Annotated in this window: 12 protein-coding genes; 10 read left to right on the forward strand and 2 right to left on the reverse strand. The window is 66.6% G+C overall.

Annotated elements, in window-relative coordinates:
* Positions 1-73: 73 nt before the first annotated feature.
* Complete coding sequence (locus L0F51_RS13255) at positions 74-1,051, reverse strand: PadR family transcriptional regulator (RefSeq protein WP_234629691.1); 978 nt, start codon at positions 1,049-1,051, stop codon at positions 74-76.
* 184 nt (positions 1,052-1,235) lie between these two features.
* On the opposite strand from L0F51_RS13255, the gene L0F51_RS13260 reads away from it, so the two are divergent.
* A complete protein-coding gene (locus L0F51_RS13260; RefSeq protein WP_234629692.1) occupies positions 1,236-4,901 on the forward strand; it encodes an autotransporter domain-containing protein in 3,666 nt (1,221 codons plus the stop codon).
* 80 nt (positions 4,902-4,981) lie between these two features.
* On the opposite strand, the gene L0F51_RS13265 is transcribed toward L0F51_RS13260, so the two are convergent.
* Positions 4,982-6,769 carry a bifunctional diguanylate cyclase/phosphodiesterase gene (locus L0F51_RS13265; protein ID WP_234629693.1) on the reverse strand — a complete coding sequence of 596 codons (1,788 nt, stop codon included), beginning with the start codon at positions 6,767-6,769 and terminating at the stop codon, positions 4,982-4,984.
* A gap of 315 nt (positions 6,770-7,084) precedes the next feature.
* On the opposite strand from L0F51_RS13265, the gene L0F51_RS13270 reads away from it, so the two are divergent.
* From L0F51_RS13270 to phoB, 9 genes are all read left to right on the forward strand, one after another.
* Positions 7,085-7,957, forward strand: a complete 873-nt coding sequence (locus tag L0F51_RS13270; RefSeq protein WP_234629694.1) for an ImuA family protein — start codon at positions 7,085-7,087, stop codon at positions 7,955-7,957.
* Complete coding sequence (locus L0F51_RS13275) at positions 7,878-9,443, forward strand: DNA polymerase Y family protein (protein WP_234629695.1); 1,566 nt, start codon at positions 7,878-7,880, stop codon at positions 9,441-9,443. Before L0F51_RS13270 ends, L0F51_RS13275 begins: the two co-directional genes overlap by 80 nt.
* Positions 9,440-12,709 (forward strand): error-prone DNA polymerase, encoded by a 3,270-nt coding sequence (locus L0F51_RS13280; RefSeq protein WP_234629696.1) that lies wholly within the window; start codon positions 9,440-9,442, stop codon positions 12,707-12,709. Before L0F51_RS13275 ends, L0F51_RS13280 begins: the two co-directional genes overlap by 4 nt.
* 220 nt (positions 12,710-12,929) lie before the next feature.
* On the forward strand, positions 12,930-13,976 hold the full coding sequence (locus L0F51_RS13285; RefSeq protein WP_234629697.1) for a substrate-binding domain-containing protein: 1,047 nt from the start codon (positions 12,930-12,932) through the stop codon (positions 13,974-13,976).
* Between the two features lie 153 nt (positions 13,977-14,129).
* On the forward strand, positions 14,130-15,503 hold the full coding sequence (gene pstC / locus L0F51_RS13290) for a phosphate ABC transporter permease subunit PstC (protein WP_234629698.1): 1,374 nt from the start codon (positions 14,130-14,132) through the stop codon (positions 15,501-15,503).
* A 14-nt stretch (positions 15,504-15,517) separates the two neighbouring features.
* The gene (gene pstA, locus L0F51_RS13295) at positions 15,518-16,870 is read left to right on the forward strand and encodes a phosphate ABC transporter permease PstA (protein ID WP_234630345.1); all 1,353 of its coding nucleotides are present in this window, start codon (positions 15,518-15,520) and stop codon (positions 16,868-16,870) included.
* 108 nt (positions 16,871-16,978) lie between these two features.
* On the forward strand, positions 16,979-17,725 hold the full coding sequence (gene pstB, locus L0F51_RS13300) for a phosphate ABC transporter ATP-binding protein PstB (protein ID WP_234630346.1): 747 nt from the start codon (positions 16,979-16,981) through the stop codon (positions 17,723-17,725).
* Between the two features lie 20 nt (positions 17,726-17,745).
* The gene (gene phoU / locus L0F51_RS13305; RefSeq protein WP_128292146.1) at positions 17,746-18,432 is read left to right on the forward strand and encodes a phosphate signaling complex protein PhoU; all 687 of its coding nucleotides are present in this window, start codon (positions 17,746-17,748) and stop codon (positions 18,430-18,432) included.
* A gap of 17 nt (positions 18,433-18,449) precedes the next feature.
* Complete coding sequence (gene phoB, locus L0F51_RS13310) at positions 18,450-19,145, forward strand: phosphate regulon transcriptional regulator PhoB (RefSeq protein WP_128293256.1); 696 nt, start codon at positions 18,450-18,452, stop codon at positions 19,143-19,145.
* Positions 19,146-20,169: the final 1,024 nt, after the last annotated feature.

The following is a 20,169-nucleotide window of genomic DNA, read 5'->3' on the forward strand; positions in this document are numbered from 1 at the left end:
CGCCCTTGCACCATTTGACGCAAAGAAGAAAGGCGCGGCAGCCATGCCGCTTCAGCATGGCTGCCGTGCAGGGTCAACTCTGCTCGATGGCGCGCGCCGCCTCATCGAGGATTGCGGCGATCGCCTTCGATTCCTCCTTCGACAGCGCCCCCCGCTCGCGGCGGAGCGACAGTGCCATTTTGAGGTTCTCGAAAGCCCGCAGCACCTCCGGTGCGGAGCGCGAAGGCTGCGCCGCCGCCACTTTTTCCATGCGCGCAAAAATCGTCTTCACCAGCGTCTCGTGCGCTTCGAGATAGGTGCGCCCTTCGTCGGTGATCGCATAGAGCTTGCGGCCGTCGCGCTCCTCGATCGAGGCGTGGCCCATCTCCTCCAGCATGCTGAGGTTCGGATAGACGACGCCCGGGCTCGGCACATAGGCGCCGGCGAGCTTTTCCTCGATCGCCTTGATGAGGTCGTAGCCGTGGCGCGGCTCGTCGCGGATCAGCGTCAGGATGACGAGGCGCAGATCGCCCTGGTCGAAGATGCGCCCGCCGCGTCCGCGTCCACCGCCATGGCTTCCGTGCCCGCCGCCGAAGCCGCCATCCGGACCACCCCGGGGGTCGCCGCCGAAACCGCCAAAGCCGCCACGGGGGCCACCCCGCGGGCCGCCACCAAAACCGCCGCGGGGACCGCCCCGGGGCGCTCCATGAAGCGCGTCACGAGGCCCGACATGGGGACCGTCATGGCCATGCCCATGGCCGCCGCCGCGTCCAAACTCGTGCCCGAAGGGATGACCATGGCGACCGTGCCGCCCGCCTTCAGCCTCCCAACCGCAGAAGTCTTGGCGATCGTCCGGCCTGCGGGCATCGGCGCGGCCAGCTCCTCTCGCCCTGCGCTCAGGCCCGAAACCGTCGCTGCCTTCGGCCTCGTCGTCGCACATGTCCCGTTCGAAGGTCTCGTCCTCAAAATACGCGCGGCCCTGATCGCCGCATGCGTCGTGCCGGTGACGGCGACCGCCGCCGAAACGATGATGTCCGCGCTCCGCGCCCGGATGGTTGTGATGATGATGCATGTCATTCTCCGATGCATTTCGATATGTCGTCGACTTAGATATATCTAAATGCATCGGACGCAAGAGGGCGTCGCGCAAAATTCTCTCCGGCCGAGAGCGGATTGGTAACCAATGCATGGCACAAGAGCGGCAAATGCGTATCCGTTTGTTGCGTTCTGCATTTTCGGGCGTGGGAGTCGGCCTTTTGGCCGCAGGTTTTGGATTCCCCTCGCCGAGCCTTGCCGGCGACACCGCATGGCAGGCCACAGCAAGCGACACCTGGCTCGATCCCCGAAACTGGACCTCCGGCACGCCCTCCCGCGACGATGCGGCCGTGATCGATGCCGCGCCCGCCGTGCGTCTCGAAGGTGAGGATGCGGAGGCTGGGTCGCTCGCCGTCGGCGCTTCGGGAAGCGGCACGATCCGCATCCTGAGCCGTCTTGCGACGCAGACCGCCACGATCGGTGCCGCAAGCGGCGCGGCGGGCGACGCCACCGTCATCGGCGACCGCGCCAATTGGCAGAATGCCGGCAGCCTCATCGTCGGCGACGAGGGCGAGGGCAGGCTCAGCGTCGAAGGCGGCGCCTCTCTCGCCACCTCCTCGCTCGCGCTCGGCGAAGCGCCTGGCGGCGCCGGAAAACTCCTCATCTCCGGCCAATCCCTCGTCACGGTCGCCACGACCCTCATCGTCGGCAAAGCCGGCATCGGCGAGCTCGAGCTTTCCTCCGGCTGGCTCACCGCCGACAGCGCCCTCCTCGGCGATTCCGCCGGTGCTGAAGGTGTCGCCAGCGTCTCCGGCAATCGCGCGACCTGGGCCGTCGCTAACAGCCTCGCGGTCGGCGGCGCCGGCTCCGGCCGCCTCGACATCACCGCAGGCGGCGAGGTCGCAAGCGCTTCGGGCACGCTCGGCGACCAGGTGGGCGGAACGGGCGACGTCGCGGTCGACGGGCGCGGCTCGTCCTGGACCGTCATCGATGGCATTGCCATCGGCACGCGCGGCTCGGGGCTTCTCTCCGTCTCGGGCGCCGCGTCGGTCGCCTCTGGCTCAGGCGTGATCGGGGCGGAGGCCGGCGCCGAGGGAAAAGTCGCGATCGACGGATCGGACAGCCAATGGACGACGGGCGCGCTCACCGTCGGCGGCAAAGGCGCGGGCGACATCGCGGTCACGGCCGGCGGAACGCTCGCGAGCGGCGACAGCACGCTCGGCGCCGAGGCCGGCTCAGACGGTCGCGTCACGGTTTCCGGCGAAGGCTCGTCGTGGACGACCAAGGCGCTTGCGATCGGCGGCAACGCCGACGCGCGATCGGCAGGCGGCGCGGGATCGACGGGCGGAACCGGCACGCTCCACGTCACGGCGGCAGGAACCGTCACAAGCGACAGCGCGAGCCTCGGAGAAACCTCGGGAGCCACCGGCACCGCCGCTCTCGATGGCGGCGGCTCGTCCTGGACGGTCATCGACGGAATTTCCATCGGCACGCGCGGCTCCGGCCTTCTTTCCATCGACCGAGGCGCGAGCGTCACCGCGGCCGAAGCAATCGTCGGCGCGGAAACGGGCAGCGCGGGCGCCGTCCGCATCACGGGCTCGGGCTCCTCGCTCGAGGCCGGCCAGGAGATCGTCATCGGTGACGGTGGCAGCGGCGATGCCAAAATCGCGGCTGGCGGCGAAGCCAGCGCCATCCGCATCGTCATCGGCAAAAAGGCCGGCTCTTCCGGCGCGGCGGCCGTCGAAGGTGCCGGCTCGGACCTCGTGAGCGCAAGCGACCTCACCATCGGCGGGGCAGGATCGGGCGACCTCGCCGTATCCCGCGGCGGACACGCCGCAGGCCAGGAGATCGTGCTCGGCAGGGCCGCCGGCGCGTCCGGCACGGTCCACGTCACCGGCAACGGCTCGCACCTCGCCTCGTCCGGCACGATCACCGTTGGAGACGCAGGCACCGGCGCGCTCAACGTTTCCGGCGGGGGACGGGTGACGGCCGCAAATCTCGTCGTCGCCCGGCAGAACGGCTCTGCGGGCACGCTCACCATCGGCGCCGAAGAGGCCCCCGTCTCCGCCGGCCGCATCGAGGCTGAGACGATCACTTTCGGGGACGGGACGGGTACCCTCCTCCTCAACCATTCCGACCGAGATTACAGGCTCGACCCGGTTCTTTCGGGCAACGGCACGGTCAGAGTTCTTTCCGGCACGACCATCCTGACCGGCCGCTCCTCCGATTTCACCGGCACGACGGACATCCGCAATGCGCGCCTTCTCGTCGGCGAGGCGGCCGGCAGCGAGGCTTCTCTCGCCGGCACGATTCAAGTCGGCGACAGCGGTCTTCTCGGCGGCACCGGCCGCGTCGGCACGACACGCGTCGATGCAGGCGGCACGCTCTCGCCAGGAGCCAACGGGATCGGCACCTTGTCGGTCGATGGCGATCTCACCCTCTCCGCCGGTTCGACCTATGCCGCCGAGCTCGCCACCGACGGGTCGAGCGACCGGGTCGATGTCGCCGGCAAGGCCGTCATCGCGGGCGGCAGCCTCGCTTTGTCCGGTGCGCGCGGCCCCGGACATTACACGCTCCTGACGGCACGCGAGGGCGTCACCGGCCGCTTCGACACGCTCCTTGCGACGAGCCGGCTCTTCCTCGATCTCGCGCTCGATTACGAGAGCGGCGCCCTGTCGCTTGCCGTCACGCGCAACGACGTCGCCTTTCAGGATGCCGCCACCCGTGCCGATCAGCGTGCCGTCGCCGCGGCGGCCGAAAGCCTCGGTGCCGGCAACGCGCTCTACGACGCTCTCCTGCTTTCGCCCGATACCGCGGCTGCCGAAGCCGCCTACAGCGACCTGTCCGGACAGGTGCATGGCGCCGCGCGCCGCGCCGTCGTGGAACAGGGCCGCTTCCTGCGCGATGCCGTCGGAGCGCGCCTGCGGACGGCTTTGCGCGATGAGACACCTTCGCGCTTTTCCCCGCTTGCCTATACGGGCGAGGATCTCCTCGAAGCCCCGGCGAGCGCGGCGCTCTCCTATGCCGCCGGCCAGAACACCGGCCGCGAACCCCGCGGCGCACGCCGCAACGTTTGGGCAAAGGCCTATGGCAGCTGGGGAACTTTTTCGGCTGAAACCGGCAGGCCGGGCTATTCGGTCAAGGAAGGTGGGCTCATCGCCGGGCTCGACAATATGGTCGGCTCGGCTTGGCGTCTCGGCAGCGCCGTCGTCCTCGGGCGCGCCTCGCTCGACGGACGCGATGGCGCCAACGCCGTCGTCGACAGCTATGGCGCGGCCCTTTACGGCGGCCGCAACATCGGCGCTTTCGGCCTCACGGGCGGAGCCGCCTATACGTTCAACCATATCGAGACGACGCGCGACATCGTCATCGGCGAATTCGCCGAACGCGAGCGCGCCGATGACTGGAACCGGACAGGCCAGATCTTCGGCGAGGTGAGCTACGAGACCTCGCTCGCCGCCCTTGCCATCGAGCCCTTTGCCGGCCTCGCCTTCCTGCATGTCGACGGCGACGACATTTCGGAGACGGGAGACGTGGCAGGGCTTGCCGGAGATCTGGAAAGCCAGAACCTCCTCTTCTCCACGCTCGGCCTGCGCGCCTCGAGCTTCTTCACGCTTCCCGGGGGCCGGCTTGCCGTTGTCGCCGGACATGCCGGCTGGCGCCATGCGGAGGGCGACCTCGCACCCGCCGCCAAACTCCGCTTCGTGGCCGGCGGTCCGAGCTTTGCGACGCAAGCCGCGCCGGTTGCCGCCGACGCGGCGCTTCTCGGCGCCTCGCTCTCCGTCGCGGTCGCCGAAATGGCGATGCTGTCCTTCTCCTACGACGGCGAGTTCGCCGCCGAAGGCCGCCGCCACGATTTCAACGGCAGTTTTTCGATGCGGTTTTAAAGAGGGGCGTTTCTGCCGAACGTTCTTGCCGGGCGTTCCTGGGGGAACCGGCCAGGGCGCCAGCGGCATCGGCGCAGCCCTCAGGCGGCGTATCCCTCCAGCCGCTCCGCCGCATGGCCTTTGAGCCAATCGGCGAACGCCTCCGGCGGCAGGGGGCGGGAAAACAGATAGCCCTGGCCTTCATGGCAGCCCGCTTCGATCAGAAAATCGGCGACATCCTGCGTCTCCACGCCTTCCGCCACCACCCGGTAGCCGAGCGCACCGGCCATATGAATGAGGCTCTGCACCAGAGTGGACCCCCGGCTTCCCGGCTCCAGCTCGCGGATGAACGTCTGGTCGATCTTGATGATGTCGGCCGGGAAATCGTGCAGATAGGAGAAGGTCGAATAGCCGGTGCCGAAATCGTCGATGGCGCAGACGACGCCGAGCTCGCGGATGTCGGTCAGGTTCTTCACCACACGGCGGCGGTTGGAGATGAAGGTGCTCTCGGTGAACTCGATCTCCAGGCACGACGCCGGCACGCCGTTCTCGGCAAGCACGCCGGCGAGACGGAGACCGAACTCCTCCTCTTCCAGATTGGCGGCTGAGACGTTGATGGAAACGCGCAGATCGTAGCCTTCGTCGCGCCAGGCGCGCAGCTGGGCGATGGCCCGGGACTTCACCCACGAGGTGAGCGGACGCATGAGGTCGGTCTGTTCGGCGAGCGGAATGAATTCGGCCGGGGACACGGACCCGTATTCGGGGTGCTGCCAGCGCAGCAACGCCTCGGCGCCATAACACCGGCCGGTCTTCAGATCGATGCGCGGCTGGTAGACGAGCGACAGCTCCCCGTCACCGCCCCTCTCCAGAAGCTCGCGCAAGGCGGCGATCAAGGCATAGCGGCGTTTGTGCTCTTCGTCGGTCGCGGCCGAGTAGATGCCGACGATGCGGTCGGTTTCGCGGGCATCCTGCGCGGCGTGATGGGCGGCGCGCAGAACGTCGCCGGCCTTGACCTCGCCGAGGAGGAAAGGGGCGATGCCGCAGGCCATGTGGCTCAGGCTCGCAGCCCCCCTGCCGCGGCTGAAATCGACGAGCATGTTGAGCCGCTTGACGAGTTCGCCCTCGACCCTTTCTTCGTCCGCATCGCCGATCACGGCGAGAAGCTGGGCTCCGCCCACGTGATAGACCGTATGGCCCTCGACCTTCAGATTGCGCACGGCATCGACGGACAGGCGCATCAGATCGTCGAGATAGGTCGGCCCCAGAACCCGCAGCGCCTGGACGATCTGGTTCGGCGGCGCGAGATCGAGAAGGATCGCCAGCCGCCGCTCGCCGGCAAAATCGCGCGCCATGTCCTCGAGATTCTCGGTGAATTGCTGGCGGTTGGGCAGGCCGCTCACCGGGTCGATGCGGCCGAAGGCATGCTGCAGCTCGATCTGGGTCATGACCATGGCGGCGAGGTCGCGCAGCGCCTTTTCGTCGTCCTCAGCGATCTCACGGGGAACCGTGTCGAGGACGCACATGGAGCCGAGCGTCAAGCCCTCTTCGGTGACGAGCGGCGCGCCGGCATAAAAGCGCACGCCGTTTTCGACGAGCACGCTCTTGTTGAAGCGCGGATCCTCGGCGAGATCGGGGACGACGAGCACGTCGCCCGAGCGCGTCACCTCGGCACAAGGGGCATGCTCGCGCGGAATCTGGGGGCCACAGCCGACCCGCGACTTGAACCATTGCCGATCGACATCGGTAAGAGAAACTGCCGAAATCGGGGTCTCGAAAAATTGCGCTGCAAGTCGGGTGATGCGGTCGAAGTTTTCGCTCGGCGCCGTGTCCAGAATATTGAGTTCACGAAGCGCTCGCAGACGCTCCTCTTCTTTTTCATCGGCAGCCATAATGATATTTTCTTCTACCCTCTGACCAATTGCGGTTTAATGGACCACATGCTGCAGAAGCGTTGTGTCAAATCGTCAGCGCTTGTCTGCATCTTCATCTCCGGGAACGTCTGGCGAATGGAATAGTTCATAGCCAGCTTCACATTCTCGTCATCTGAGCTTTTGCGAAGCTTTCCCGCAGGTCTGCCGCGACGAAATATTTTCCCGCCTCGCCTCCTCTCCCCCTCTTCACAGCGCCTCGCCACAGACGCGTCTTGACTCTCTTCGCCATCTCGGGAATCCATAAGAACAAAATAGGAACATGATCCCATCACAATGGTCGGAGCACAACACGACAAGGAGCCCGGCGCGGGCTGGCGCGCGGCCGTTCTCAAAGAGCTGCGCCGCGAAGTGGGCGCCCTGGAGGCCGGGGCCCGCCCGGATGCGCCGGCGCTCGCCTTCGAGGCGGAGGCGATTGATGCGCATCTGCCGGAGGGGGGATTGCGGCTTGGCGCCCTGCACGAGATCTGGGGCGGATCCGCCCTCCCGATCGACCGCCAGGCCCCTGAAGGGACGAACAAAACCGGAGCAGGCGGGATCGAAAAGATCGGCGGGAACGGCGGCGCGGAAGACATCGCCGCCGCCACCTTGTTTCTCGCCGGCCTCCTCGCCCGCCTCTCCGGTCCCGTTCTGTGGTGCCTCAAGGCCCGCGATCTTTTTACCCCGAGCCTTGCGGCCGCCGGTCTCGATCCGGACCGGGTGATCTATGCCGAGACCTGGCACGAGCGCGACGTGCTCGCCGCCATGGAAGAGGGGCTGCACCATGCGGGGCTTGCCGCCGTCGTCGGCGAGGTGGCGCGGCTCGGCCTCACCGCGTCGCGGCGCCTGCAGCTTGCCGCCGAAAGCGAGGGCGTGACGGCCTTCACGCTTCTGCGGCCGCATCGCCAGACGGGGGCGGAGCCGACGGCCGCCGCGACGCGCTGGCGGATCCGCTCCGCCCCCTCGCTGCCGCTGATGTCGTCGTCTTCTGCCGCCCATCCTGTCGCCGGCATCGGGCGCGGGCGCTGGCGTGTCGATCTCATGCGCTGCCGGGGCGCCGATCCGGTGAGCTTCATCACGGAGGCCTGCGATGGCACGGGTCGTCTCGGTGTATCTGCCCTTCTTCGCGACGGAGCGGATGCGCCTCACCTCGACCGATCTGCCGCCTGAGGCGCCGCTCGCCTTGACGACGCGCATCGGCGCCCAGCGCCTCGTCGCCGCCGTCGATGCGACCGCCCTGGCGCATGGGCTGAAGCCCGGCATGGCGGCGACGCAGGCGCAGCTCCTCCTGCCCGGTTTGACCTTGCGCGACTATGCACCGAAGGCGGACGCCCATGGCCTTGCGAAACTCGCCGCCTGGTGTCTTGCCCGCTACAGCCCCGTCGTGATGCCGTCCCCGCCGGACGGGCTCCTTCTCGATGTCACCGGCTGCACGCATCTTTTTGCGGCCAGGACAGGAGGGCAGCGCCGCAATCCGGACGAAGGCGAGAGCAACCTCCTCGCCGATCTCGCCGCCCGTCTCGCCCGCCGCGGTCTGACGGCAAGGCTGGCGCTTGCCGGAAGCGTCGGCGCCGCACATGCGCTCGCCCGCTTTGCCGCGGCCGACTGCACCCGCATTGCCGAAACGCAGAGCCTCAAAGGCGCGCTCGCTCCCTTGCCGGTGGAGGCCCTGCGTCTTTCGCCGGAGACGACGCAGGCTTTGCGCCGGCTCGGCTTCGAGCGCATCGGCGACCTCATCGGCGTCAAGCGCGCACCGATCACCCGCCGCTTCGGCCATGACGTGTTCCTGCGCCTCGACCAGGCGCTCGGCCTGTCGCGCGAGCCGCTCGTCCCCCTCATCCCGCCCGAGCTCGTCTCGGCAAGACTCTCCTTCGTGGAGCCGGTCATCACGGCGGAGGGGCTCGCCCAGGCGGTGGAGCGTCTCTGCGTGGATCTCGCCGCCGTCCTGGAGACGCGCCAGCACGGGGCCCGGCGGCTCGACCTTCACGTCACGCGGCTCGATCGCAGCACCGGCATCGTCTCGGTGCGCATGGCAAAGCCCAGCCGCGCGCCAGAGCATATGGCGCGCCTCGTCTGCGAAAAGCTTGCCGGCCTCGATTGCGGGCTCGGCGTGGAAAAAGTCCTTCTCGCCGCCCCTCTCACGCGCCCGCTCCTGCCCGAGCAGATCGCCTCAGAGCTTTACGGCCGGCCGCAGGAGCCCGATCTTTCCACCCTCGTCGACCGGCTCGCCAACCGGCTCGGCGCGGGCCGCATCTACCGCACGGCGCCCGTCGAGAGCGACTGGCCGGAACGCTCGGTGCGCCGGGTCGCGGCCCTTGCCCCGAAACCCAGGACAGAGACGCCGCGGCCGGAAAATTGGCTGCGCGACTGGCCGCGGCCGGCGCGGCTTCTGGCCGATCCCATGCCCGTCGAAGTCATTGCGCTTTTGCCCGATTATCCGCCAGCCCTCTTCATCTGGCAGGGGCGCCGCCACCGCATCTGCCGCGCCGACGGGCCGGAGCGGATTTTCGGCGAATGGTGGCGCGCCCCCGGCGAAATCGCGCTCGCCCGCGACTATTTCCAGGTCGAAGACGAGGCCGGCCAGCGCTTCTGGCTGTTTCGCGAGGAAGCGGGCAACCGCCCGCAGCGCTGGTATCTGCACGGCTTCTTCGCATGAGCGCCGCCCCTTACGCCGAATTGCAGGCGACCTCGAACTTCTCCTTCCTGCGCGGCGCCTCGCATCCGGAGGAATTGTTCGCCGAGGCGGCGCGTCTCGGCCTGCCGGCACTCGCGCTCACCGATCGCGGCTCGCTCGCCGGCATGGTGCGCGCCCACCAGGCCGCGAAGACGACCGGCGTGCGCCTCATCGTCGGCTGCCGGCTCGATCTCGCCTGCGGCATGCCCCTCCTGCTCTATCCGCGCGACCGGGCGGCCTATGCGCGGCTCTGCCAGCTCCTCAGCCTCGGCAAGAAACGCGCCGGCAAGGGCGCCTGCGTGGTCACGGCGGAGGAAGTGGCGGCCTTCGGCGAAGGCCAGATGGCGACGCTCATTCCGGACATGGCGGATGCGGAACTCGCCGCCCGGCTCTCCTGGCTCAAAGAGACCTTCGGCGCCGATGCCTCGCTCGCCCTCACCTTGCGCCGCCGGCCCAACGATGCGGCGCGTCTTGCCGCGCTCGTCGCCATGGCGGAGCGGGCCAGAGTGGCACCGGTCGCCACCAACGACGTCCTCTATCACGCGCCGGAGCGGCGCATCCTGCAGGATGTCGTCACCTCGATCCGCGAAGGCGTCACCATCGACGAGCTCGGCTTTCGCCGCGAGCCCTTCGCGGAACGCCATCTGAAGCCGCCGGAAGAGATGGCGCGGCTTTTCTCCGCCTACCCGCAGGCACTCGCAAGAAGCCTGGAAATCGCCGCCGCCTGCCGCTTCTCGCTCGACGAGCTCAAATACCAGTATCCGGCGGAGGTCTCGATTCCCGGCCTCACGCCGCAGGAGGCGCTCGCCAAACTCACCTGGGAGGGGGCGCAATGGCGCTTTCCGGACGGCGTGCCGGAAAAGGTCACGGCTCAGATCACCCATGAACTTAATCTCGTCGCGGAGCTCGATTACGCGCCTTATTTTCTCACCGTCCATTCCATCGTGCGCTTCGCCCGCTCCAAGGGCATCCTCTGCCAGGGGCGCGGCAGTGCCGCCAATTCCGCCGTCTGCTTCGCGCTCGGCATCACCTCCATCGATCCGGAGCGCAACGATCTCCTGTTTGAGCGCTTCGTGTCGCGCGACCGCGGCGAGCCGCCCGACATCGACGTCGATTTCGAGCATGAGCGGCGCGAGGAAGTGATCCAGTGGATCTACGAAACCTATGGGCGGCACCGTTCCGCCCTCTGCGCCACCGTCATCCGCTACCGTTCCAAGGGCGCGGTGCGCGAGGTCGGCAAGGCGCTCGGCCTCACCGAGGACGTCACCTCAGCCCTTTCCTCGCAGATCTGGGGCTGGAGCAAGGAAGGCGTCGAAGAGCGCCATGTCGCCGATCTCAATCTCAATGGCAGCGATTACCGGCTCCAGCTCACCTTGAAGCTCGCCAAGGCGCTGATCGGCTTTCCCCGGCATCTGTCGCAGCATCCGGGCGGCTTCGTCCTCACGGAAGACCGGCTCGACACGCTCGTTCCGATCGAGCCCGCGGCGATGGCCGACCGTCAGATCGTCGAATGGGACAAGGACGACATCGACATTCTGGGCTTCATGAAGGTCGATGTTCTGGGGCTCGGCATGCTCGGCTGCCTGCGCCGCGCCTTCGATCTTCTGAAGGACCATTGCGGGCGCGATCTCGACATCGCCACCGTCCCTGCAGAGGAGGAGGCCGTCTACGAAATGATCGGCCATGCCGACACGATGGGCGTCTTTCAGATCGAAAGCCGCGCCCAGATGGCGATGTCGCCGCGCCTCAAGGCGAAAAACCTCTACGATCTCACCATCCAGATCGCCATCGTGCGTCCCGGCCCGATCCAGGGCGAGATGGTGCATCCCTATCTCCGCCGCCGAGAAGGCAAGGAGACGCCGTCTTATCCGACGCCGGAATTTCAACGCGTTCTCGGCAAGACCCTCGGCGTGCCGCTCTTCCAGGAACAGGCGATGTCGCTTGCCGTCCATTGCGCCGGCTTCACGCCCTCTGAGGCCGATCAGCTCCGCCGCTCCATGGCCACCTTCAAATTCACCGGCGGGGTCAGCGCTTTTCGCGACAAGTTCATCACCGGCATGTGCGAGCGCGGCTACGACCCGGACTTCACCGAGCGCGCCTTCAAGATGATCGAAGGTTTCGGCTCTTACGGCTTTCCCGAGAGCCATGCCGCCTCGTTTGCGCTTCTCGCCTATGCGAGCTCCTGGGTGAAATGCCACCATCCGGACGTCTTTCTGGCGGCGATCCTCAACAGTCAGCCGATGGGCTTTTATGCCCCCGCCCAGCTCGTGCGCGATGCGCGCGCCCATGGCGTCGAGGTGCGGCCCGTCTCCGTCAACGACAGCCGCTGGGATGCCACGCTCGAGCCGCTCGACGGCGTGGAGGGCCGCTTTGCCGTGCGGCTCGGGCTGCGGCTCGCCAAGGGATTGGCCAACAAGGACGGCGCAGCGCTTCTCGCCGCCCGCCATCGCCCCTATCGGAGCCTGGAAGAAATCTGGCGGCGGGCCGGGCTGCCGGTGGCGGCGCTGGAGCGGCTTGCCGAGGCCGACGCCTTTTCCGCCATCGGCCTCTCCCGGCGCCAGGCGCTGTGGGAGATCCGCGCTCTGGCCGACAGCCCGCTGCCGCTCTTTGCCGCCGCCGATGCGCGCGAGGAGAAGATCCGGCCGGAGGGCAACGAGCCCGCCATCGCCCTGCAGGCGATGAAGCCCGGCCGCGAAGTGGTGGAAGATTATGCCGCCACGGGCCTGAGCCTGCGCCGGCACCCGGTGGCTTTCCTCAGAGAAGATCTCACGCGCCGCCGCATCCTGCCGACGGCGGATCTCGCCGATCTCAGAGAGGGGCGCTTCGTGACCATCGCCGGCCTCGTCCTGGTGCGTCAGCGCCCGGGCAGCGCCAAGGGCGTCATGTTCATCACCATCGAAGACGAGACAGGCCACGCCAATCTCATCATCTGGCCGAAGCTCTTCGAGCGGCAGCGGCGCATCGTCTTATCGGCCGGCATGATCGCCTGCCGCGGCCGCCTGCAGCGCGAGGGCGAAGTCACCCATATCGTCGCCGATCAGCTCATCGATCTGTCCGACCTCCTGAAAAAGGTCGGCGAGCGCGAGGCGCCCTTCCCCTTCCAGCGCAGCCGCGCCGATCAGGCGAAATCCGGCGGCGGGCCGGATTCCCGGGAGGTGAAAGCCATGGGCATGCGCGGCCGCGACATTTTCATTCCCGACCTCAGATTCGACGGCGGCCTAAACGTGAAAACGCGCAATTTCCATTAACCACACGGAAAGCGCACCATCGCTCCCGGAATCCCGGAGTTCCGCGCTTTCCGCGCACCCCCTGCGAGCTCTCCTCTTAGGCGGGGAAACGATTCCAGCCCCGACTGTCATTCAAGTGTCATACTAATTTCACAAACCTGTTTCGCCCGACGCCTAGGAAGGCCCCGGTCATCGCTGCATGGCCATGCTTTCTTACGAAGCAAAACAGGGAGATATCTCAGTGACTTACAAGCTTCTCGCTGGTGTCGCGGCGCTGGCCGTAGGCGCCGCCTTCTCGGCCGGCGCTGCCAACGCCCAGTCCCGTGACACGATCCAGATCGCCGGTTCGTCCACCGTGCTGCCTTTCGCCTCCATCGTGGCGGAAGAATTCGGCAACGCCTATCCGGACTTCAACACCCCGGTCGTCGGCTCCGGCGGTTCCTCGGGCGGTCTGCGCCAGTTCTGCCAGGGCGTCGGTGAGAACACCATCGACATCGCCAATGCTTCGCGCCGCATCAAGCCGTCCGAAATCAAGGCCTGCAACGACGCCGGCGTCAAAAAGATCATCGAAGTCCGCATCGGCTACGACGGCATCGTCTTCGCCACCAATGCCGACAAGGACAGCTTCGCCCTGAAGCCGGTCGACGTCTACAAGGCGCTTGCCGCCAAGGTCCCGCAGGACGGCAAGATGGTCGACAATCCCTACACCAGCTGGAGCGACATCGATTCCTCCCTGCCGGATCAGGAAATCCAGCTCGCCATCCCGGCCGGCAATCACGGCACGCGCGAAGTCTTCGAGGAGAAGGTCGTTCTCCCGGGCTGCGAGGAAGCCGGTCTTCCGGAGATGAGCGAAGACGAGATGAAGGCCGCCTGCCTCAACTTCCGTCAGGACCGTGTCACGGAGATCTCCGGCGACTACACCGAGACGCTGGCGCGCCTTGAAGCCAACGACAACACGATGGGCGTCTTCGGCCTCTCCTTCTACGACCAGAACCGCGACAAGCTGAAGGTCGCCACGATGTCGGGCGTCGAGCCGAGCATCGACACGATCGCCTCCGGCGACTACCCGGTCTCCCGCCCGCTCTTCTTCTACATCAAGGGCGAGCACATCGGCGTCATCCCGGGCATCAAGGACTATGCCGAGTTCTTCCTCTCCGACGACATGGCCGGCTCCGGCGGTCGCCTCGAAGAGGCCGGCATGATCCCGGCTCCGGAAGACGAGCTCGAGACACAGCGTCAGAATGTCGAGGACGAAAAGACGCTCTCGGCTTCCGACCTGCAGGGCTAATCTGATAGGGGCGGAGCGTGCCCACACGCTCCGCCCTTTTCTCTTGTCGGTTCTCTTCGTTTCCTCTCCCCGCAACATGGCCATGACCGCAAGAGACAAAAGGCATCGCGCTTTCGGTTCGCTCAGCGAGAGCGCGCAACGAGAGGTCTGTTCGTGAGTGATCTCATAATCGTCGGTATTCTGCTGACCCTGATGGCGCTCGGCTATCAGGTCGCGCTCGGCCGCTACCGCAAAGTGACGGGCCATTCCGATGCCCGCCCGCATTCCCGTCCGGCCTATCACGGCCTCCTCGTCGCCATCTGGTGCGCCATTCCCGCTCTCGCGGTGATCATCGTTTTCGGGCTCTTCGAGCCCATCATCACCCGCTACGTGATCTTCTCCGCCCTGCCGCCGGAAGTGCGCGAGCTGCCGGCCCACGAATTGCGCAGCGTCATGCAGCGCATCCACCAGATCGCCACCGGCTTCGGCATCGTCGGCGAAGCCAAGCCTTACGAGAACGTCGCGGCGACGCGGCTCGGCACCTATCACGCGGTGTGGAATTTCGCCCTCATCGCGCTCGTGGCGTCCTCGGCGGTCGCAGGCCTCGTCTACACTTTGCGCCGCATCACGCCGCGGCTGCGCGCCCGCAACGAGGTGGAACGCGTCATCCGCGTGCTCCTGCTTCTGTGCTCCGCCGTCGCCATCATGACGACCGTCGGCATCGTCGCCTCGCTTCTCGGCGAGGCGGTGCGCTTCTTCGGCTTCGTCAATCCGCTCGATTTCTTCTTCGGCACGGTCTGGAACCCGCGCTTTTCCTCCGTCGGCGCCGGCCAGGGCGATTTCGGCCTGCTGCCGCTCCTCGTCGGCACCTTGATGATCAGCGCCATCGCCATCCTCGTGGCGCTGCCGATCGGGCTGATGACGGCCATCTACATGGCCGAATACGCCTCCTCGCATCTGCGCAACATCGCCAAGCCGATCATCGAAATCCTCGCCGGCATCCCGACGATCGTCTACGGCGTCTTCGCCCTCACCGTCGCGGGTCCGTTCTTCGCCGATATGGGGGCCGCCGTTGGCCTCGACATCAGCGCCACCAGCGCCTTCACCGCCGGCGCCGTCATGGGCGTGATGATCATTCCGTTCATCTCCTCGCTCTCCGACGACATCATCACGCAGGTGCCCGCCTCCATGCGCGACGGCTCGCTCGGGCTGGGCGCCACGCGCTCTGAGACGATCAAGCGCGTCATCCTGCCGGCGGCGCTCCCCGGCATCGTCGGCGCCTTTCTTCTCGCCGTCAGCCGCGCCATCGGCGAAACCATGATCGTGGTGCTCGCCGCCGGCAATTCGCCGGTGCTGCGCTTCAACCCGTTCGAGCCGAGCACCAGTGTCACCGTCTCGATCGTCAATCAGCTGACGGGCGACACCGATTTCGCCAGCCCGCAATCGCTCGTCGCCTTCGCCCTCGGCCTCACGCTTTTCATCATGACGCTCGGCCTCAACGTCGTGGCGCTCTACATCGTCCGCAAATACCGGGAGCAGTACGAATGAGCGCGACCGACACCATGTCCGCTTCGGCGCCCGTCGACGGCCAGCTCAACGCCGTCCGGGCCAGCCTCAAGCGCCGTCATGCGCAGGAGCGCCGGTTCCAGGTGCTCGGCCTTGCCGCGATCTTTGCCGCCCTCGCCATGGTGGCGGTGCTCTTCGGCTCCGTCCTCTTCAAGGGCGTGCCAGCCTTCTGGCAATCGACCCTGCATCTTGAGATTTCGCTCAATGCCGATGTCATCGACGTCGGACAGCCGCCGGTCCAGAAGGCCAATCAGAACCCGGCCGAATTCCAGGCCGAGCTGACCGACTGGCGGCGCGCGCTCGCCCGCGTCAGCTGGAACAAGATCCTCGAAAACGCCGTGCGCGGCGTGCTGCCGGCCGATCTCGCCGACGCCAAGACCCGAGATATCGTCGGCATCGTGGCAAGCGGCGAGCGCTATGCCTTGCGCGACATGGTGCTCGAAGATCCGAACCTCATCGGCCAGACGATCGAGGTCGATCTTCTCGCCGACGCCGATGTCGACAATTGGCTCAAAGGCAATATCGACCGTTCGCTCGGGCAAAGCCGTCAGCAGCTCTCCACCGGCGAGCAGGAAATCGCCGATGCGCTCGCCGAAAAGGGCGTCATCACGCAGAGCTTCAATTCCGGCATCTTCTTCAACGTCGATTCGCGCTCCTCGCCGGCCTCGGCCGGTCTTGCCGGCGCCTTCATGGGCTCGCTCTACATGATGCTCGTCGTCATCATGCTCGCGGTTCCGATCGGCGTCGCCAGCGCCATCTATCTGGAAGAATTCGCGCCGACGAACCGCTTCACCGATTTCATCGAGGTCAACATCAACAACCTCGCCGCCGTGCCGTCGATCGTCTTCGGCCTCCTCGGCGCCTCGATCTTCATCAACTGGATGCATCTGCCCCTGTCGGCGCCGCTCGTCGGCGGTCTCGTCCTCACCTTGATGACGCTGCCGACGATCATCATCGCCACCCGCGGCACCTTGCGCGCCATTCCGCCGTCGATCCGCGAGGCGGCGCTCGGGCTCGGTGCCTCGCGCACGCAGATGGTCTTCCACCATGTCCTGCCACTCGCCATTCCGGGCATTCTGACGGCCACCATCATCGGCGTCGCCCAGGCGCTCGGCGAGACCGCGCCGCTCCTTCTCATCGGCATGAACGCCTTCGTGGCCAGCGTGCCGGCGAGCCCGATGGATCAGGCGACGGCCCTGCCCGTGCAGATCTACCTCTGGCAGGGCAACGAGAACTTCAATTTCTTCGAAGCCCGCACAAATGCCGCCATCATCGTCTTGCTTGGTCTGATGATCAGCCTCAATGCGATCGCGATCCTGCTGCGCCAGCGCATCGAGCGGCGCTGGTAACTGGGAGAATTCGCCATGAACGATATCAGCCACAGCCCGAGCGCGGCCAAAGCCACGGCGACGAAAGCGCCGCCCGAAGTGCCGCAGGAGAGTGCCGCCGTGCCGAAAATGCGCGCCGAGAAAGTTTGCGTCCATTACGCCGACAAGCAGGCCCTGTTCGACGTCGATCTCGACGTTCCGGAGAATCAGGTGATCTCGCTGATCGGCCCGTCCGGCTGCGGAAAATCCACCTTCCTCAGATGCCTCAACCGGATGAACGACACGATCGACATCGCGCGCGTCTCCGGCCACATCACGCTCGACGGCGAAAACATCTACGACAAGGCACTCGACGTCGTGGAGCTCAGGGCCCGCGTCGGCATGGTCTTCCAGAAGCCGAACCCGTTCCCGAAGTCGATCTTCGAGAACGTCGCCTACGGGCCGCGCATCCATGGCCTCGCCTCCGGCAAGCGCGACCTCGAAGAGATCGTCGCCACGAGCCTGCAGCGCGCCGGCCTCTTCAACGAGGTGAAAGACCGGCTCGACGAGCCCGGCACCGGCCTCTCCGGCGGTCAGCAGCAGCGCCTGTGCATCGCCCGCGCGATCGCCGTGAACCCGGAAGTCATCCTGATGGACGAGCCGTGCTCGGCACTCGACCCCATCGCCACCGCCAAGGTGGAAGAGCTGATCGACGAACTGCGCGAAAACTATACGATCGTCATCGTCACGCATTCGATGCAGCAGGCGGCGCGCGTCTCGCAGCGCACGGCCATGTTCCATCTGGGTTATCTCGTCGAGGAGGGGCCAACGGACATGATGTTCACCAACCCCACCGACAAGCGCACCCAGGACTACATCACAGGCCGCTTCGGCTAATCGGGAGAGGAGTGAGCCCCGTGTCTGAACATATCGTCACCTCCTATGACGAGGAATTGCGGGAACTCGCCCGCTCCATCGCCGAAATGGGCGGTCTCGTCGAACAGCAGCTCGACGAGGCGGTGAATGCGCTGTTGAGCACCAATGCGCAGCTCGCCCAGGACGTCATTCTCGGCGACCGCCAGATCAACCAGATGCACTACCAGATCGAAGAGCGGGCGATCCTCGTCATCGCCAAGCGCCAGCCGATGGCTCAGGATCTGCGCGAAACCGTTGCCGCGATCCGCATCTCGCACGATCTGGAACGCGTCGGCGACCTCGGCAAGAACATCGCCAAGCGCGCGCTCGCCATCGAGGATCAGCGGATGAACCACCAGCTTCGCCGCGGTGTCGAACATCTGGCGAGCCTCGGCCTGCGCCAGCTCAAGGACGTGCTCGACGCCTATGGCTCGCGCGACGTGCAGAAGGCGATCTCGGTGTGGCGCTCCGACGACGAGATCGACGCCATGTATGTGTCGCTGTTTCGCGAGATGCTCACCTACATGATGGAAGATCCGCGCAATATCGGCATGTGCACGCATCTTCTCTTCTGCGCCAAGAACATCGAGCGCATCGGCGACCACGCCACCAACATCGCCGAGACGATCACCTATCTCGTCACCGGCAAGCAGATGGAACGCGCGGCGACTGCGCCGTCCGCGGGTTGACGGAGTGAGCCATGCAGGTGCCCCGGATTCTCGTCGTCGAGGATGAAGAACCGCTGACGCTGCTTCTGCGCTACAACCTGGAGGCGGAAGGCTATTCCGTCGATACGGTGGGGCGCGGCGACGATGCGGAATTGCGCCTTCTGGAAGAGGCGCCGGACCTCCTCGTGCTCGACTGGATGCTGCCGGGCCTTTCCGGCATCGAACTCTGCCGCCGCGTCCGCATGCGCGAGGCGACCGCAAAACTCCCCGTCATCATGCTGACGGCGCGCGGCGAGGAAGACGAGCGCATCCGCGGGCTCGCCACCGGCGCCGACGATTATGTCGTCAAACCCTTCTCGGTGCCGGAGCTGATGGCCCGCGTGAAGGCGCTCCTGCGCCGCACGCGCCCGGAAATGGTCGCCGACAAGCTCGCCGCCGGCGATCTCGAACTCGACCGCGGCACCTTCCGCGTCTTTCGCGGGGGGCGCGAGATCCATCTCGGCCCGACCGAATTCCGGCTTCTGGAATTCCTGATGCGCAGCCCAGGGCGGGTCTTCACCCGCGAGCAGCTCCTGAACGGCGTCTGGGGCCGCGACGTCTATGTCGACGAACGCACCGTCGATGTGCATGTCGGCCGCCTCAGAAAGGCGATCAACCGCGGCCGCATGCGCGACCCGATCCGCACCGTCCGCGGCGCCGGCTACGCCCTCAACGAACAGTTCGTCACCACCTGATTTCTTCGGGACAGTCCCGCCGGGATCTGCGGTGATGAGGACGCGAGAGCTTCTTCGTTCCCGTGTGGCTTCGCTCCGACGTCGGCCAGGAAGCGCGTCCCCTCCGTCATCGCTGCAACTTAAGAACAGGGCCCCCTTCCTCTCCCCTCTGGGGAGAGGTGCCCGCGAAGCGGGCGGTGAGGGGTGGACGACAATCAGGCACCGCGCGGGATGGAAGACCACCCCTCATCCGGCGGGCTCTGCCCGCCACCTTCTCCCCACGGGGAGAAGAACGGGAGCGCTGCAACGCGCTTGCGGCGACACGCGTGTCCGCGCGGCTCCCGCACGAGGCAGCGAGAGCTTCTTGGTTCCCGTGTGGCTTCGCACCAGCGAAAGCCAGAACGTGCTCTCATCAGTGCCGTCCCAATGACCCTTATCGCTGCGCTTTCCGTGGCCGCTACGATTTCCGTGGCAGCTGCGATTGAAGAACAGCGCCTGCGGCAGGCTCCCTTCCTCTCCCCCTCTGGGGAGAGGTGCCCGCGAAGCGGGCGGTGAGGGGTGGACGACAATCAGGCACCGCGCGGGAGGGAAGACCACCCCTCATCCGGCGGGCTCTGCCCGCCACCTTCTCCCCAGAAGGGGAGAAGAACGGGAGCGCGCTGCAACGCTCTCGCGGCGAGAAGCTTGTCCGCGCGGCTCCCGCACGAGGCAGCGAGAGCTTCTTCGTCCGCCTGTGGCTTCGCACCAGCGAAAGCCAAGAACGTGCTCTCATCAGTGCCGTCGCAATGACCCTTATCGCTGCGATTTCCGTGGCCGCTACGATTTCCGCGGCCGCTGCAACTGAAGAACAGCGCCTGCGGCAGGCTCCCTTCCTCTCCCCTCTGGGGAGAGGTGCCCGCGAAGCGGGCGGTGAGGGGTGGACGAAGAACGGATCTCGGCGCGGGATGGAAGACCACCCCTCATCCGGCGGGCTTCGCCCGCCACCTTCTCCCCAAAAGGGGAGAAGAACGGGAGCGCTGTAACGCCCTTGCGTCAGATGCGCTCG

The sequence above is a fragment of the Afifella sp. H1R genome, from assembly GCF_021462425.1.
Taxonomy (GTDB): Bacteria; Pseudomonadota; Alphaproteobacteria; order Rhizobiales; family Afifellaceae; genus Afifella; species Afifella aestuarii.